Origin of the sequence: Nocardioides soli (genome assembly GCF_014191495.1) — a bacterium.
GTDB classification, from domain to species: domain Bacteria; phylum Actinomycetota; class Actinomycetes; order Propionibacteriales; family Nocardioidaceae; genus Nocardioides; species Nocardioides soli.
Genome location: NZ_JACHWR010000001.1, coordinates 1,156,382 through 1,171,937 on the forward strand (window position 1 = coordinate 1,156,382; position 15,556 = coordinate 1,171,937).

Genomic DNA, 15,556 nt, shown 5'->3' on the forward strand with positions numbered 1-15,556 from the left:
CGTGGAACGCTGGTCGCGTGCGCATCGCCTTCCACGAGTCGCCGGAGCCGACGCTGGGCGTCGAGTGGGAGCTCGCGCTCGTCGACCGGCGCAGCCGCGACCTGCGCAACGACGCCACCCACCTCTTCGCCCGGGCCCGGCCGCGGCTCGCGGACCCGAGCAGGCTGCACCAGGAGCTGCTGCGCAACACCGTCGAGGTCGTCAGCGGCGTCTGCCGCACGGTCGGCGAGGCGATGGCCGACCTGCGCGGCACGCTCGAGGTCGTCGTCCCGGCCGGGGACGCCCTCGGCCTCGACCTGTACGGCGCGGGCACCCATCCGTTCGCGTCGTGGACCGGCCAGCAGCTCACCGAGGGCCACCGCTACCAGGAGCTGATCAACCGCACCCAGTGGTGGGGCCGGCAGATGCTGATCTGGGGCGTGCACGTGCACGTCGGGCTGCCGGCGCAGGAGCGGGTGATGGGCGTGCTCTCGGCGCTGCTCACCTACTACCCGCATCTCCAGGCGCTCTCGGCGTCGTCGCCGATCTGGGCCGGGCTCGACACCGGCTACGCGTCCAACCGGGCGCTGATGTTCCAGCAGCTGCCGACGGCCGGTCTGCCGTTCCAGTTCACGCAGTGGTCGGAGTTCGAGGCGTTCGTCCAGGACCAGCTCACCACCGGTGTGATCGACGAGCTGTCGGAGATCCGCTGGGACGTGCGGCCCGCGCCGCGGCTGGGCACCCTGGAGAACCGGATCTGCGACGGCGTCTCCACCCTCGCCGAGCTGGCTGCCCTGGCCGCGCTCGTGCACTGCCTGGTGGTCGACCTCGACACCCGGATGGCCGCCGGCGAGCAGCTGCCGACGCTCCCCCCGTGGCACGTCCAGGAGAACAAGTGGCGGGCCGCCCGCTACGGCCTCGACGCGATCGTCATCACCGACGCCGCCTCGAACGAGCGGCTGGTCACCGAGGACCTCGCCGACCTGCTCGACCGGCTGGCCCCGGTCGCCGACCGGCTCGGCTGCGCCGACGAGCTCGCCGCGGTCGCCGACATCCCGCGCCGGGGCGCGTCGTACCAGCGCCAGCGGGCGGTGGCCGCCGAGACCGACGGCGACCTGGTCGCGGTCGTCGACTCCGTGGTGCGCGAGCTACGCGGCGGCCTCTAGGCCGTTGCACGACCTAGATGAGTAATTCCGAGGGATCGTGCAAGCGAGCGGCGCTCAGCGCCGCGCTGGCCAGGCGCCGGCGCGACGACAGACTGGATGTCTCTCGAGCGCTGGCAACGCAGCCAGCGTGGATGCTGAGCGTCGCGTAGCGTGCGAGACCTTGGAATTAGTCATCTCAGTAGCCGCCGTCGGGCGGCACCATCTCGAGGCGTACGCCGAGCAGCCGCACCGGCCGGTCGTGCTCCACCCGGTCGAGCAGCGAGACGGCCGCGTCCGCGAGCAGGTCCGGGTCGTTGGTGGGCTCGGGCAGGGTGAGGCTGCGGCTCAGCGTGCGGAACGGCTTGAGCCGGATCTTCAGCCCCACCCGCGCCGCCGGACGCCCTTCGGCGTCGATGTCCTCGACCGCCCGGCGGGTGATCCGGCGGACCGCCTCCGCGACCTCGTCCCAGTCGTCGAGGTCCTGCTGGAAGGTCTCCTCGCGCCCGTGCGCCCGGGGCACCCACGGGGTCGCGTCGACCGGACTGGTGTCGACGCCCCGGCCGAGCCGGTGGAACCACGGACCCATGGTGGGCCCGATCTCGGCCGCCAGCACGCGGGCGTCCGAGGCGGCCAGCTGGTCCACGGTGTCGATGCCGAGTGCGGCCAGCCGCTTGGCCGTCTTGGCGCCGACACCCCACAGCGCCGTCGTCGGCCGGTCGCCCATCACCTGCTGCCAGTTGTCCGAGGTCAGCTGCCACACCCCGCGGGGCTTGCCGAAGTCGGTCGCGATCTTCGCGCGCAGCTTGTTGTCGCCGATCCCCACCGAGCAGTGCAGGCCGGTGGCGTCGAGCACCGCGGCGCGGCACAGCTCGGCCCACTCCCGCGGGTCGCCGAGCTCGCCGTGGCCCGGACCCGGCGCCAGGAACGCCTCGTCCCAGCCGAGCACCTCCACCACGACCGGCACGCCGCCCCAGGTCAGCGAGCGCAGCGTCGCCATCACCTGCTCGGACGCCTCGTTGTAGACGTCCTTGTCGACCGGCAGGAACACCGCGTCGGGGCACTTGCGCGCCGCGATCCGCAACGGCATCCCGGAGCCCACCCCGAAGGCGCGCGCCTCGTACGACGCCGTCGACACGACCCCGCGCTCGGTCGGGTCGCCTCGCCCGCCCACGATCACCGGCCGGCCGGCCAGCTCGGGCCGGCGCAGCACCTCGACCGCGGCCAGGAACTGGTCAAGGTCCACGTGCAGCACCCACGGCTGCTCCGGCGGCCCGTTCATCGCCGGGGTGGGGGCAGCGCGTCCGTGGACTCCATCTGGCCGAGCCCCGAGACCATCAGCAGGTCGACGACGACCGAGCGGAGCTGGGCGAGCACGGCCTCCGCGGCCAGCACGCCGGTGCGCTCCAGCCGGCCGGTGGCCTCACCCACCGCCAGCAACGGGGTGCGCGCCGCGACCGCCATGTGGTCGGTGGCCAGCTCGGCCGCGGCCATCTCGGCGGCCGCGGCAAGATCGACCGTGAGCCGGGCGTAGGACGCCGGGATCGGACGGCGGTGGTAGGCCGCCACCGCCGTCTGCCGGACCAGCACCCGGGTGCTGCGCAGCGCCCGGTCGAGCGGGTCGACCAGCGAGGACATCTTGCGCAGGTCACCGCGGTGACGCACCCGGAACGGCGACGACGTGACGACGTCGAGCCCCTCGTCGGCGGCGGCCTGGAGCTCGCGGATCAGATAGTCGGTCGAGCGCGCGTCGGCGAGCAGGTCGAGCGCCGCCTCCGGATCGCCCTCGGTCATCACCTCCGCCGCCGCGCGCAGCAGCGCGGCGATCTTGCGCATCACCACGGCCGCCTGCTCCCGTGGCCGGCGCAGCGGCGCGGCCGGCACGACGGTCGCCGCCACCAGGGCGACCAGACCGCCGACGACCGCGTCGGTCCACCGGGTGAAGGCGGCGCCGGGGTCGGGCACCAGCGAGGCGACGACGATCGACTGGACGGCGGCCTGGGTGACCAGGAGCGGCCCGCCGTCGAGCAGGAAGGCCGCGGTCATCGAGAGCGCCACGATCAGGGCGATCTGCCAGGCCCCGGTGCCGACCCAGACCACCAGCAGGTCGGCGAGGAAGACCCCGACGGCGACGCCGACGGTGACCTCGGCGACCCGCCGCATCCGCTGGCCGTAGGAGGTGCCGAGCGCGACCACGGCGGCGACCGGGGCGAAGAACGGCGTCGGGTGGCCGAGCAGATCAGCCGCCACGAACCACGCGACCCCGGCCGCGATCGCGCACTGACCGATCTGCCACCACTTCGAGTGCCAGCGCAGCAGACGGGTCCGGACGGACGTGCGACCGCGATCCCACATCCGGTCGAGCGGTCCGGCCTCCTCCACAGCGCCGATCCTGCCATGCCCCTCGGCCGTCTCCGAGGCTCCGGATGCCCGGGCAGCCGGGGGTCGCTCACCACGCGTGCACCCGCTCGATGCCCGGGCCCTCCGGGGGCGATGCGCCCTTCGCCGCCCCGGCGACTCCGAGCCCGCAGCCGATCGCGGCGACGACGACTGCGGCGACGAGGACGGTCAGGTTGCTCATGGCGACTCCCGGCGGGTCGGGCACCGGCGGGATCCGGTGCGCCGACGACGCTAGGGGCGATCGCGGACGCCCGACGGACACGCCGCTGTCCCCTGGGGAGAACGGCGTCGGAAGGACGCCTGTGGACGACATGTGGTCGTGGGGCAGCGGCCGCCCCCACCGGTCTGATCGGGCCGCTCCGGGTCGAATCAGAGGCCACACCAGCATCTCCGCTCCCATCGCCAGAGCCCGTCAGGCACACCGCTCACGACACGCCGACCCAACACGGCGTGTCGCCACCGCTTCGCCTGACCACCTCGTGACTGCCAGGGGCAACGGGCGTCTCGGGCCTGACGGCCCTCACCCCTCAACCACCGTGCGGGCGGATGGTTTCGAGACAGGCGCCAGCGCGCCTTCCTCAACCACCGTGCGGGCGGATGGTTTCGAGACAGGCGCCAGCGCGCCTTCCTCAACCACCGGGATCCACCGTGCGGCCGCGGCCGACGCGGTTGTGACGACCGCCTCGACGCGCCATAGTCGGCACACCACCGAACGGCGGCGGAGGGAGGGCGGCATCGCGTGGCCTCACTCATCGACCCGACGGGGACGGCGTTCCTCCTGGCGGAGAGCCGCACGATGCCGATGCACGTGGGCGGCCTGCATCTGTTCGAGCGGCCCGAGGGCGCCGGGCGCGACTACGGCCGGCAGATGTACGAGTCGATGCGCGACGTCGACGAGGTCGCGCCGCTCTTCCTCAAACGGCCGCACCGGTCGCTGACGACCGCGGGACAGCTGGTCTGGGTCGAGGACGACCAGTTCGACATCGAGCACCACGTCCAGCACGGCGCGTTGCCCCAGCCGGGCCGGGTCCGCGAGCTCCTCGAGCTGGCGGGGCGGCTGCACAGCACCCGGATGGCCTGGGAGCGGCCGCTCTGGGAGGCGACGGTCATCGAGGGGCTGCGCGACGGCCGGATCGCGCTCTACACGAAGACCCACCACGCGCTGGTCGACGGGATCTCCGCGATGCGGCTGCTGCAGAGCGTGCTGTCGACCGACGGCGAGCGCACCGCGATGCCGGCGCCGTGGGACGCCCGCACCCGCCGTACCTCGAGCAGTACGTCGGGCAGCGCGGCGCCCCCGCAGGCCACCGATCTCACCGACCTCCCCCTGCGCACCCTGCGCTCGGCCCTCGCGATCGCCGGCGAGGCCGCCGGGCTGCCCGCCGCGCTGGCGCGCACGGTGACCAGGGGCGTGCGCAACGAGACCTCGGCGATCTCGCTCCACGCGCCGCGCACGATCTTCAACCAGAAGATCACCGGGTCGCGGCGGTTCGCCGCCCAGGACTGGCCGGTCGCGCGACTACGGGGCATCGGCAAGGCCACCGGCACCACGATCAACGACGTCGTCCTCGCGATGTGCGCGGGTGCGGTGCGCGCCTACCTGCTCGAGCTCGACGCGCTGCCGGACGCGCCCCTGGTGGCGATGGTGCCGGTCGGCCTGAACGCCCGGCAGGCGAACGCCGCGTCGACCGACGGCGGGAACGCGGTCGGCTCGGTGATGTGCCGGCTCGGCACCGACCTCCCCGATCCCGCCGACCGGCTGCGCACGATCCACGCCTCGATGACCGACGGCAAGCAGGCGCTGTCGACCATGACCCCGGCCCAGATCCTCGCGATGAGCGCGCTCGGCCAGGCGCCCGCGATCATCGCGCCGCTGCTGCGGCTGGAGGGCATGATGCGCCCGCCGTACAACCTGATCATCAGCAACGTGCCCGGCCCGCGTACCACGCACTACTGGAACGGCGCGCGGCTGGTCGGCACCTACCCGCTCTCCATCCCGATCAACGGCATGGCGCTGAACATCACCTGCACCTCCTACGACGGCAGGCTGGCCTTCGGGCTGATCGGCTGCCGTCGCACGGTGCCGCACCTGCAGCGCATGCTCGGCCATCTCGACACCGAGCTGACCGCCCTGGAGCGGGCGGCCGGCGTGACGTGACTAGTCCAGCTCCTCGTAGCCGCCGCCGACCGTGTCGGCGACGGCCTGGAGCCGGGCCCGGGTGACGTCGGCGACCGTGCCTAGTCCGGCCGCGTGCGCGTTGGAGCCGGGGCGGGTCGGTTCGGCGGAGTTGATGCTGACGCAGCGCCGGGTGCCGCCGTCCGCGGCGTTCTCGAGCGCGACCGCATGGCCGGTCGTGCCGCTGCCCGCGAAGAAGTCCACGACCAGGGCGTCGGCGGGCATCGTGCCGAGGATCCGGCGCAGCAGCCCGGTCGGCTTGGGCGACTCGAAGACGTGGCCGACCAGCTCCTTGAGCTCGGCGACCGCGGTGTCGGTGGAGCCGACCTCCTCGGCCAGCCAGATCGTGCGCAGCTTCTTGCGCCGCCCCCCGGGCGTGTCCCGGTGCAGCCAGTCGCGCTGGTAGACGTCCACCCGCTCCCCCGCGCGGCCCTTCACGACGCGACAGACCACGTCGTCGGGCCGGGCCTCGATCAGCGGCGGGCTCCACCGCCACACCGCCGGCGTGCCGTCGCCGAAGACCGGCCTGATCTCGACGGCACCGTCGAACGCCGTCGTGCTCACCCGTCCGCTGCTCGGATCGCCCCAGACCGCGAAGTGCAGGGTGCGGGCCGTGACCGGGTTGAACTTCTTGTTGGTGTTGCGCAGCGGCAGGTGCCGGTAGCGGCGGCCGTCCGGAGCGGTCAGCGGGAAGTCGCGCTCGTCGACGGTGTCCGGGCTGCTGGCGTCGAGCACGGTACGGCGTGCGTCGCGGGCGTAGACGAGCAGGTACTCGTGGCTCGTGGCGAAGCCCCGGCCGAGCTGACGCCCCTTGGGGTTGAGGTTGACCACGATCTGGGCGAGCAGGCTCTCCTCGCCGAACACCTCGTCCATGAGCAGCCGCAGGTGCGCCACCTCGTTGTCGTCGATGCTGACGTAGATCGCGCCGGTCTCGGCGAGCACCTCGCGGGCGGCGACCAGCCGGGGGCGCATCATCGTCACCCAGGCCCGGTGCCGGCTGCGGCGCGAGCCGTCGGCGCGGAAGTCGTCGTGATAGGCGAAGTCGTTGCCGGTGTTGTAGGGCGGGTCGATGTAGACCAGGTCGACGGGCCGGCCCAACAGCGCCGGCAGCCGCGGCAGCACGTCGAGGTTGTCGCCCTCGATGAAGACGTTCCACGGCTCGCCCACGGTCCGAGCCTAGAGACACACGAGCACCAGGTGACCGATCCACGCCCATGCGCAACCTACCCTTGGGCAGGTGCGCACTCGGGTTACCTTGACCGTCGGGCTCACTGCCTGTGCCCTCATCGCGGCCTCCCCTGCCCTCGGGGACCCCGGTCCGGACCGGCCGACCACGGCCGAACGGCACTACGCCGTGCAGCGGGACCACTCGCAGGGCCGGTCGCTGCACCCGCGGCACACCTCCGGCAACGAGCCCGGCTGGATCGCGCCCGACCTCTCGCCGGCGCAGCGTCGCGCGCCGGCGCGCAAGACCGAGGCCACGTCGTACACGGTCGTGCCGGGCGTGATGTACTCGACCTGGACGCAGGTCGACGCGCGCGGCCCGATCGTCGCGCACCTGCTGGCCGTCGACCCGAAGGCCGCCGGCGTCGGCATCGACTACCTCGCGCCGAAGCACGTCGCCGAGACCTCCCCGGTCGGGACCATGCTCGCGAAGGACACCCGGGCCGTGGCCGGCGTCAACGGCGACTTCTTCGATATCGGCCGCACTGGCGCGCCCCTCGGCGTCGGGAAGGCCAAGGCCAAGAAGCTGCTCCACGGGCGGGTCGAGGGATGGAACTCCGCGTTCTACTTCGACAAGGCGGGCGCGCCCCAGATCGGCGAGCTGCCGATGATCGCCCGCGTGCGCAACCGGCCGCGGATCGAGGTGACGGGCCTCAACCAGCCGTACGTCGCGCCGAACAGCGTCGGCGTCTACACCAAGGCGTGGGGCAAGACCGATGGCTACACGATGACCCAGGGGCAGCGGAAGCGCATCCGGGTCGTGTGGGTGCGCAAGAACCGCGTCGTCAAGGTCCGCAAGGTGCTCAAGAACGACCGCAAGATCCCCGGCACGATCCTGATCGGCCGAGGGGACGGCGCCCGGCAGCTGAAAAAGCTGAAGAAGGGCAGCAAGGTCGTCGTCAAGGCCCGGCTCAAGGGCCACCCCAAGATGGCGATCAGCGGCGACCGGCCGCTCATCGACGACGGCGTCATCAAGGTCGTCGACAACCGCGTGATGCACCCCCGCACCGCCGTGGGCATCGACCGCGACTCCGGCCAGATCCTGCTGCTGGTCATCGACGGCCGCTCCTCGGCGAGTCGCGGCTACACGATGGTCGAGCTCGCCAACCTGATGATCGACCTCGGGGCCGACGAGGCGCTCAACCTCGACGGCGGCGGCTCGTCGACGATGATCGCCCGCGACGCGACCGGGGCGAACCAGGTGCTCAACAAGCCGTCCGACGGATTCCAGCGCTGGGTCGCCAACGGGCTCCAGGTCACCTACAAGGCGCCGGCCGCCCGCAAGCCCGGGCGACGCCGGTAGAACTCAGGCGGGCACCAGCACAAGCACCACGCTGGTGATCGGCGCCAGGCACTGCTTGGTCGGCGACGGCAGCACCGCCCGTACGACCGTCTCTCCCCCGGTGCTCGTGCCCACGACGCGAGTCGGCACCTCGCAGCCGATCGCCACCACGGCCGCCGCCAGCCGCCGGCCCTCGGGCACCCGCGCCCGCTCGGCGGCCCGCACGATCTGGCCCTGGAGGCGGTCGTTGCGGAACCGCTCGACGTAGCGCCGCACGGCCTGCTCGTCGGCCAGCACGGTCGGCTCGGTCGTCACCCGGCCGCCGGCGGAGGTGCCGGTGAGGATCGCAACCTCGATGATCTCGCCCGGTGCGAGCGAGTCCGGCGCCGCACCCGGGGCGTCGCCGCCGCGGTCGTCGCAGCCGCCGGCCAGGAGCAGGACCAGCGCGACCGTCGCGAGGGTGCGTCGCATGATGGTTCGACGCGGGCGCGGTGGCCCGGGTTCCGGGCGGCCGACGGCACCTGGCAGGCTTGCGGCCGTGGCCCGCTTCACCCGCGCCGAGCTGGAGTCCTTCCGCGACGCGGAGGTCCCCGACCTGCTGCCCGGCCCCGACGACCCCGCCCTCCGGCTGCTCTTCGTGGGCATCAACCCCGGCCTCTGGACGGCGGCCACGCAGACCCACTTCGCGCACCCGGCCAACCGCTTCTACCCGGCGCTGCTGCTCGCCGGGATCATCACCGAGCCGGTCAGCCCGTCGGACGGGATGACCGACGCCGACCGCGACCGGCTGCGCGCCCGCGGGATCGGCATCACCAACATCGTGCGCCGCGCGACCGCCCGGGCGTCGGAGCTCTCCGACGACGAGCTGCGCGCGGGCGGGCTGGAGCTGGTGGAGACGGTACGCCGCACCTCGCCGCGGGTGGTCGCGATCGCGGGCGTCACGGCGTACCGGGTCGCCTTCGGGCAGCGGCGCGCCGCGCTCGGCCGCCAGCCGGAGCCGATCGAGGGCGCGGAGCTGTGGGTGGTGCCGAACCCCAGCGGGCTCAACGCGCACGAGACCGCCCCCACGCTGGCCGCGGCGTACGCCGACGCCGCCCGGGCGGCCGGCGTCCTCTAGACGGGCTCCCTATCCGCAAGCGCGGGAGTCGGACGGCGGCCGCCACTCGCGCCTGAGCAGCCCGTAGACCCACGAGCTCGACACCTCGCCGTTCACGACGCAGTCCTCCCGCAGCGTCCCCTCCCGCACGAAGCCGAGCTTCTCCAGGACGCGGGCGGACGCCGCATTGCGCGTGTCGACCTCGGCCTGGACCCGGTTCAGGTCCAGCGTGTCGAAGGCCCACCGCAGCAGCGCCCCGGCGGCCTCCGTCGCGTAGCCGTTGCCCCATGCCGCCTCGCCGAGGACGTAGCCCAGGGACGCGCTGCGGTGGTCCGGGTTCCACCGGACCAGCGCGCACCAGCCGAGGAACGCCCCGTCGGAGGCGCGCTCGATGACCGGCCGCGCCCCGCTGCCGTCCTCGGCCATCCGCCGGCAGGTCGCGACGAAGCGCCCGGCCCGCTCGGGATCGGTCCAGGGCGGCGAGTCCCAGTAGCGCAGCACCTGGGCGCTCCTGTGCAGCGCCCAGAGGGCGTCCGCGTCCGCATCGGCGACCGGGCGCAGCCGCAGCCGCTCGGTGTGCAGCGTGGGCGTGGGCAGCCTGGGCGTGGACATGGGCCTAGACCGGGAACGCCTGGTCCTTGCCGAGCACGGTCAGCCCGTCCTCGACCACGAACCCGCGGGCCCGGTCCTCCTCCGGGTCGACCCCCAACCGGGCGCCGGGCGGGATCGCCACGTGCTTGTCCACGATCGCGTGCCGCACGACCGCACCGGCGCCCACGTGCACGCCGTGCATCAGCACCGCGCCGCGCACCTCCGCGCCCGCGTCGACCCGCACGGACGGCGAGAGCACGGAGCGACTCACGGAGCCGCCGGTGACGACGATCCCCGGCGAGAGCACCGCCTCGTCGACCAGGGCGGGCTCGCCCGCGCTGCCCTGTACCAGCTTGGCCGGGGGCTGCGGGCCGTAGGAGGTGTAGATCGGCCAGTCGAAGTTGTAGAGGTTGAAGACCGGCAGCGGCGAGACGACGTCGAGGTGCGCGGCGTAGTAGGAGCCGAGGGTCCCGACGTCGCGCCAGTAGTCGCGGTCGCGCGCGGTCGACCCGGGGACGTCGTTGTCCCGGAAGTCGTAGACGCCCGCCTGCTGGCGGCGCACGAACGCCGGCACGATGTCGCCGCCCATATCGTGCTTGGAGCCGATCTCGGTCGCGTCGCGGGTCACCGCCTCGACGAGCGCGTCGGCGTCGAAGACGTAGTTGCCCATCGACGCCAGCACCTCGCCCGGGCTGTCGGGGAGGCCCGCGACCTCGGTCGGCTTCTCGAGGAACTCGCGGATCCGGGTCGGGTCGTCGGGGTGCACGTCGATGACGCCGAACTGGTCGGCGAGGCCGACCGGCTGGCGGATCGCCGCGACCGTGCAGGTCGCGCCGCTCTCGACGTGCGCCTGGACCATCTGGGAGAAGTCCATCCGGTAGACGTGGTCGGCGCCCACCACGACGACGATGTCGGGCTGCTCGTCGCGGATCAGGTTCAGCGACTGGTAGATCGCGTCGGCGCTGCCGAGGTACCAGTGCTTGCCGACCCGCTGCTGCGCCGGCACGGGGGTCACGTAGTCGCCGAGCATCGTCGACATCCGCCAGGTCTGGGTGACGTGCTTGTCGAGGCTGTGCGACTTGTACTGGGTCAGCACCACGACCTGCAGGTAGCCGCTGTTGACGACGTTCGAGAGCGCGAAGTCGATGAGACGGTAGATGCCCGCGAACGGCACCGCCGGCTTCGCCCGGTCCGCGGTGAGCGGCATCAGGCGCTTGCCCTCCCCGCCCGCGAGGACGATCGCGAGGACCTTCTTCCGGGAGCCGGGCGCCATGGGTCCAACGTAGTGGGGTCGCGACCCGCTCGACCACGGGTAGGTTCGCATCGTGCGAGTCGACGTGCTGTCCCGCGAGTACCCACCCGAGATCTACGGCGGCGCCGGGGTGCACGTCGCCGAGCTGGTCCGGGCGCTGCGGATGCGCGTGGACGTCGAGGCCCACGTCCACGCGTTCGGGGCGCCGCGCGACGAGCCGCTGACCACGTCGTACGCCGACCTCGCCGAGCTGTCGGGCGCGAACCCCGCGCTGCGCACCCTCGGGGTGGACCTCGCCATCGCCGACGGCTGCGCGGGCACCGAGCTGGTGCACTCGCACACCTGGTACGCCAACCTCGCCGGCCACCTCGCCGCGCTGCTGTACGACGTGCCGCACGTCGTCTCCGCCCACTCGCTCGAGCCGCTGCGGCCGTGGAAGGCCGAGCAGCTCGGCGGCGGCTACGCGATCTCGTCGTGGGCCGAGCGCACGGCGTACGAGGCGGCCGCGGCGGTGATCGCGGTGTCGGCGGCGATGCGCGACGACGTGCTGTCGTCCTATCCCGCCGTCGACCCGGCGCGCGTGCACGTGGTGCACAACGGCATCGACACCACGCAGTGGGCGCCGCGGGTCGACCCCGACCGCGTCCGCGAGCTCGGGGTCGACCCGGACCGGCCGTCGGTGGTGTTCGTCGGGCGGGTCACCCGGCAGAAGGGGCTACCGCTCTTCCTGCGCGCCTGCGCGGCGCTGCCCGCCGAGGTGCAGATCGTGCTCTGCGCAGGAGCACCGGACACGCCGGAGATCCTGGCCGAGGTGGAGGGCCTGGTGCACGGGCTCCGGACCTCGCGCTCGGGTGTCGTGTGGATCTCGGAGATGCTGCCGCGGCACGACGTCGTCGCCCTGCTGACCGCCGCGACGGCGTTCGCCTGCCCGTCGATCTACGAGCCGCTCGGCATCGTGAACCTCGAGGCGATGGCCTGCGAGACCGCCGTCGTGGCGACCGCCACCGGCGGCATCCCCGAGGTCGTCATCGACGGCGTCACCGGGGTGCTGGTGCCGATCGCGCAGGCCACGGACGGCACCGGCACGCCGCTCGACCCGGACCGGTACGTCGCCGACTTCGCGGCCGCCCTCACCGCGGTGGTGTCCGACCCGGCGCGGGCCGCCGCCATGGGCCGCGCCGGCCGCGAGCGCGCCGTCGCCGACTTCTCGTGGACCGCGATCGCCGAGCGCACCGTCGAGGTCTATCGCTCGGTGCGATGACGGGGCCTGTGGATGAGCGCCGACGCCGTCGGCCGATCGGTGCGAGGCTCACGGGATGGACGAGCCGTACCGACCCACCGTTCGCACCCAGGCCGCCCTCGAGGAGGTCTGGCGCCACCTGATGGGCCCCTGGGGCTTCGACCGCCGCAGCATCTGGCTGCTGCGCGTCGACGCCGACCACCGCCCGATCCCGGTGGTCACCGAGATCACCGAGTGCGAGGACCGACCCGGGCCGGAGCTGGTCCGCCAGCTCGGCGACCTGCTCCGGGGCCTCGACGACGACGATCCGGGCGGCAGCTTCGCCTTCCTGCTCTCCCGGCCGGGCGCGGGCATCGAGGAGGACGACCGGGTGTGGGCGCGCTGCCTGCTGGAGGCCGGCGCCGCGAGCGGCGTCCGCCTCGAGATGCTGCACCTCGCGACCGACGCCGGCACGGTCCCGCTGCCGCCGGACGAGCTCGTCCCGCTGCGTACCGCCTGAGCATCCCCTACGGTGGGGGCTCGTGAGCGAACCCGGCTTCAGCAAGTTCGTCTTCGCCGTCTGGGGTGTCGACGTGGCGACCGACCTGCGCGACGCCCGTCTGCACGAGCGGCTCGCCGCGGCCGGCGTGGGCCGGCTGCAGGTCAACGTCGCCGACGAGCAGGTAGCCGATGCCCTCCGCATCGACCACCTCCCCGACCCCGTCGACGGCTTCGTCAGCGTCTGGGACGGCGATCCCGCGCAGGTGGCGCGCGAGCTCGGCGAGGTCGGCACGGCGCACGGGTACGCCGTCGACGAGCGCCGCCGGCTCGACCCGCCCGAGGCGTGGGACGGCAGCCGCGCCGACGCGCTGGCGAACGTCGCCGTGCTGCGCCGGCCCGCCGAGCTCGACCGGGCCGAGTGGCTGCGGCGCTGGATGGTCGAGCACACCGCGGTCGGGATCCGCACCCAGGCGACGTTCGGCTACGTGCAGAACGTCGTGCACGAGCCGCTCACCCCCGGCGCCCCGCGCATCGACGGCATCGTGGAGGAGCTCTTCCCCGCGGCCGCCGTCACCGACATGCACGCCTTCTACGGCAGCGGCGGCGACGACGCCGAGCTCGGCCGCCGCATCACCGAGCTGATGGCCAGCGTCGCCCGGATCGGTGCCGACCGCGACCTCGACCTGGTGCCGACGGGCCGCTACCTCTACGACCTGGGTCGAGGCTGAGCAACGGATCACCGAGCTGCGGCGCGACGCGTCGTCCGCGGCTGGTGCGCGCGCTCAGCGGGTTTCTAGATGAAGATGCCGAGGATCAGCACGACGACCAGGCCGGTCACCGACAGCACGGTCTCCATCAACGACCAGGTCTTGACGGTCTGACCGACGGTCATCCCGAAGTACTCCTTGACCAGCCAGAAGCCGGCGTCGTTCACGTGGGAGAAGAACAGCGAGCCGGCGCCGACGGCGAGCACCACCAGCGAGACCTCACCGGTCGACATGCCCGCCACCAGCGAGGTCATCAGGGAGGACGCGGTGATCGTGGCGACCGTGGCCGACCCGGTCGCCAGGCGGATCAGCACGGCGAGCACCCAGGCGAGGAGCAGCACGGAGATGTTTGCGTCCTTGGCCCAGTCGGCCAGCACGGTGCCGATGCCGCTGTCGACGAGCACCTGCTTGAACCCGCCGCCCGCCGACACGATGAGCAGGATGCCGGCGATCGGCGGCAGCGACGCGGCCACCGTCTCCGACAGCCGGTTCTTGTCCATGCCGACGCCGACGCCGAAGGTGAACATCGCGACCAGCACGGCGATCAGGAGCGCGATCAGCGGGTTGCCGATCACGTCGCCGACGCGCTGGACCATGTTGGTGTCGTCGTCGATGACGATGTCGAGGATCGCCTTGCCGAGCATCAGCACGACGGGCAGCAGGATCGTGGCGATGGTGACGCCGAACGACGGACGGTTGGCGACATCGCGTTCCGCGGTGTCGTAGGTGTGCGGAGGCTCGACGACGACCCAACGACCGGCGATGCCGCCGAACAGCGGGCCGGCCACGATGATCGTGGGGATCGCCACCAGGAGGCCCAGGCCGAGGGTGACCCCGAGGTTCGCGCCCAGCAGGTCGATCGCGGTCACCGGTCCGGGGTGCGGCGGCACGAATCCGTGCATCGCCGACAGGCCCGCGAGCGCGGGGATGCCCACGGTGATCAGCGAGACCTGCGCCCGCCGGGCGACCAGGTAGATCACCGGCATCAGCAGGACCAGGCCGATCTCGAAGAACATCGGCAGCCCGATGATGGCGCCGACGAGCGCCATCGCCCAGGGCAGCAAGGCCTTCGACGACCGGCCGACGATCGTGTCGACCACCTGGTCGGCGCCTCCGGAGTCGGCGAGCAGCTTGGCGAACATCGCACCGAGGGCGATCAGGGCGCCGACGCCGGCGGCCGTCGTACCGAACCCAGTCGTGAACGACGTGAGCACGGTGTTGACGTCCTGGCCGTCCACGATGCCGACGGTGAGCCCGCCGAGGATCAGCGCGATGAACGGGTGCACCTTGAGGACGGTGATCAGGACGACCAGCAGCGCGATGCCGATCAGCGCTGCCAGGACCAGATGCCAGCCCGCGGCCACCGGTTCGACGAGATCGTCGGCCATCATCGGCCGGACGAGTTCCATGGGTCAGTCCTTCCCGAGATGCTCCTCGACACGTACGGAGTCCACATACCCCTGGACGATGGCGTCGACACTCTGGTCGACGTCGATGACGATGCCGTCCTCGTCGGGCTGCAGCGGCTCGAGTGTCGCGAACTGCGAGGCGAGCAGCGACGCGGGCATGAAGTGACCGGGCCGAGCGGCCTGGCGGGCCGCGATCACCTCGGGGGTCCCGTGCAGCAGCAGGAACCGGACGTTCGGCGCGAGCCCGCGGATCTGGTCGCGGTACTTCCGCTTCAGGGCCGAGCAGCTCATCACGCCGCCGCTCTCGTGGACCGCCAGCCACTCGCCCACGAGCGCGAGCCACGGGAAGCGGTCGCTGTCGTCGAGCGGCTCACCGCGGCTCATCTTCGCGATGTTCGCGGACGGATGCAGGTCGTCGGCGTCCTCGAACGGGACACGGAACCGCTGCGCGAGCGCGGCACCGACCGTCGACTTGCCCGAGCCCGAGACACCCATCACCACCAGGGGATGCATGGGGT

General features: G+C 72.8%; 16 protein-coding genes. 7 read left to right on the top strand and 9 right to left on the bottom strand.

The annotated features are described in order from the left end of the window. The first annotated feature begins 17 nt into the window (after nucleotides 1-17). The gene (locus FHU40_RS05925; protein WP_183591311.1) at nucleotides 18-1,145 is read left to right on the top strand and encodes a glutamate--cysteine ligase; all 1,128 of its coding nucleotides are present in this window, start codon (nucleotides 18-20) and stop codon (nucleotides 1,143-1,145) included. 175 nt (nucleotides 1,146-1,320) lie between these two features. Here FHU40_RS05925 and FHU40_RS05930 read toward each other — a convergent pair whose 3' ends face one another. The 3 genes from FHU40_RS05930 to FHU40_RS28835 form a co-directional block, all read right to left on the bottom strand. After that, nucleotides 1,321-2,403: a DNA polymerase IV gene (locus FHU40_RS05930; protein WP_183591312.1), complete on the bottom strand. Its 1,083-nt coding sequence runs from the start codon at nucleotides 2,401-2,403 to the stop codon at nucleotides 1,321-1,323. Further along, nucleotides 2,400-3,503, bottom strand: coding sequence for an FUSC family protein (locus FHU40_RS05935; RefSeq protein WP_252275106.1), 1,104 nt, complete (start codon nucleotides 3,501-3,503; stop codon nucleotides 2,400-2,402). The genes FHU40_RS05930 and FHU40_RS05935 overlap by 4 nt, the downstream gene beginning before the upstream one ends. Nucleotides 3,504-3,570: 67 nt before the next feature. Continuing rightward, on the bottom strand, nucleotides 3,571-3,702 hold the full coding sequence (locus tag FHU40_RS28835; protein ID WP_281374564.1) for a hypothetical protein: 132 nt from the start codon (nucleotides 3,700-3,702) through the stop codon (nucleotides 3,571-3,573). A gap of 558 nt (nucleotides 3,703-4,260) precedes the next feature. Here FHU40_RS28835 and FHU40_RS05940 point away from each other — a divergent pair. Then, nucleotides 4,261-5,679 carry a wax ester/triacylglycerol synthase family O-acyltransferase gene (locus FHU40_RS05940; RefSeq protein ID WP_183591313.1) on the top strand — a complete coding sequence of 473 codons (1,419 nt, stop codon included), beginning with the start codon at nucleotides 4,261-4,263 and terminating at the stop codon, nucleotides 5,677-5,679. Here FHU40_RS05940 and FHU40_RS05945 read toward each other — a convergent pair whose 3' ends face one another. Further along, nucleotides 5,680-6,864, bottom strand: a complete 1,185-nt coding sequence (locus FHU40_RS05945) for a DNA methyltransferase (RefSeq protein ID WP_183591314.1) — start codon at nucleotides 6,862-6,864, stop codon at nucleotides 5,680-5,682. Nucleotides 6,865-6,934: 70 nt separating this feature from the next. Between FHU40_RS05945 and FHU40_RS29345 the strand changes: the two genes are divergently transcribed. Beyond that, nucleotides 6,935-8,224, top strand: coding sequence for a phosphodiester glycosidase family protein (locus tag FHU40_RS29345; RefSeq protein WP_183591315.1), 1,290 nt, complete (start codon nucleotides 6,935-6,937; stop codon nucleotides 8,222-8,224). A 3-nt stretch (nucleotides 8,225-8,227) separates the two neighbouring features. On the opposite strand, the gene FHU40_RS05955 is transcribed toward FHU40_RS29345, so the two are convergent. Beyond that, on the bottom strand, nucleotides 8,228-8,674 hold the full coding sequence (locus FHU40_RS05955) for a hypothetical protein (RefSeq protein ID WP_183591316.1): 447 nt from the start codon (nucleotides 8,672-8,674) through the stop codon (nucleotides 8,228-8,230). Between the two features lie 67 nt (nucleotides 8,675-8,741). Between FHU40_RS05955 and FHU40_RS05960 the strand changes: the two genes are divergently transcribed. After that, a complete protein-coding gene (locus tag FHU40_RS05960) occupies nucleotides 8,742-9,320 on the top strand; it encodes a mismatch-specific DNA-glycosylase (RefSeq protein WP_343057742.1) in 579 nt (192 codons plus the stop codon). A 9-nt stretch (nucleotides 9,321-9,329) separates the two neighbouring features. On the opposite strand, the gene FHU40_RS05965 is transcribed toward FHU40_RS05960, so the two are convergent. Continuing rightward, nucleotides 9,330-9,911, bottom strand: a complete 582-nt coding sequence (locus FHU40_RS05965) for a GNAT family N-acetyltransferase (RefSeq protein WP_183591317.1) — start codon at nucleotides 9,909-9,911, stop codon at nucleotides 9,330-9,332. 4 nt (nucleotides 9,912-9,915) lie between these two features. After that, on the bottom strand, nucleotides 9,916-11,163 hold the full coding sequence (gene glgC, locus FHU40_RS05970) for a glucose-1-phosphate adenylyltransferase (RefSeq protein WP_183591318.1): 1,248 nt from the start codon (nucleotides 11,161-11,163) through the stop codon (nucleotides 9,916-9,918). Between the two features lie 52 nt (nucleotides 11,164-11,215). On the opposite strand from glgC, the gene glgA reads away from it, so the two are divergent. Genes glgA through FHU40_RS05985 form a run of 3 tightly spaced genes read left to right on the top strand, consistent with a single transcriptional unit; the run spans nucleotide 11,216 to nucleotide 13,590 of the window. Further along, the gene (gene glgA / locus FHU40_RS05975; RefSeq protein ID WP_183591319.1) at nucleotides 11,216-12,403 is read left to right on the top strand and encodes a glycogen synthase; all 1,188 of its coding nucleotides are present in this window, start codon (nucleotides 11,216-11,218) and stop codon (nucleotides 12,401-12,403) included. Between the two features lie 55 nt (nucleotides 12,404-12,458). After that, nucleotides 12,459-12,881: a hypothetical protein gene (locus tag FHU40_RS05980; protein WP_183591320.1), complete on the top strand. Its 423-nt coding sequence runs from the start codon at nucleotides 12,459-12,461 to the stop codon at nucleotides 12,879-12,881. Nucleotides 12,882-12,903: 22 nt separating this feature from the next. Further along, entirely contained in the window at nucleotides 12,904-13,590 is a 687-nt protein-coding gene (locus FHU40_RS05985; protein WP_183591321.1) for an EthD domain-containing protein, read from the top strand. 65 nt (nucleotides 13,591-13,655) lie between these two features. Here FHU40_RS05985 and FHU40_RS05990 read toward each other — a convergent pair whose 3' ends face one another. Beyond that, nucleotides 13,656-15,038, bottom strand: a complete 1,383-nt coding sequence (locus FHU40_RS05990) for a GntP family permease (RefSeq protein WP_183591322.1) — start codon at nucleotides 15,036-15,038, stop codon at nucleotides 13,656-13,658. 3 nt (nucleotides 15,039-15,041) lie between these two features. Continuing rightward, on the bottom strand, nucleotides 15,042-15,551 hold the full coding sequence (locus tag FHU40_RS05995) for a gluconokinase (RefSeq protein WP_183591323.1): 510 nt from the start codon (nucleotides 15,549-15,551) through the stop codon (nucleotides 15,042-15,044). Between the last annotated feature and the right edge of the window lie 5 nt (nucleotides 15,552-15,556).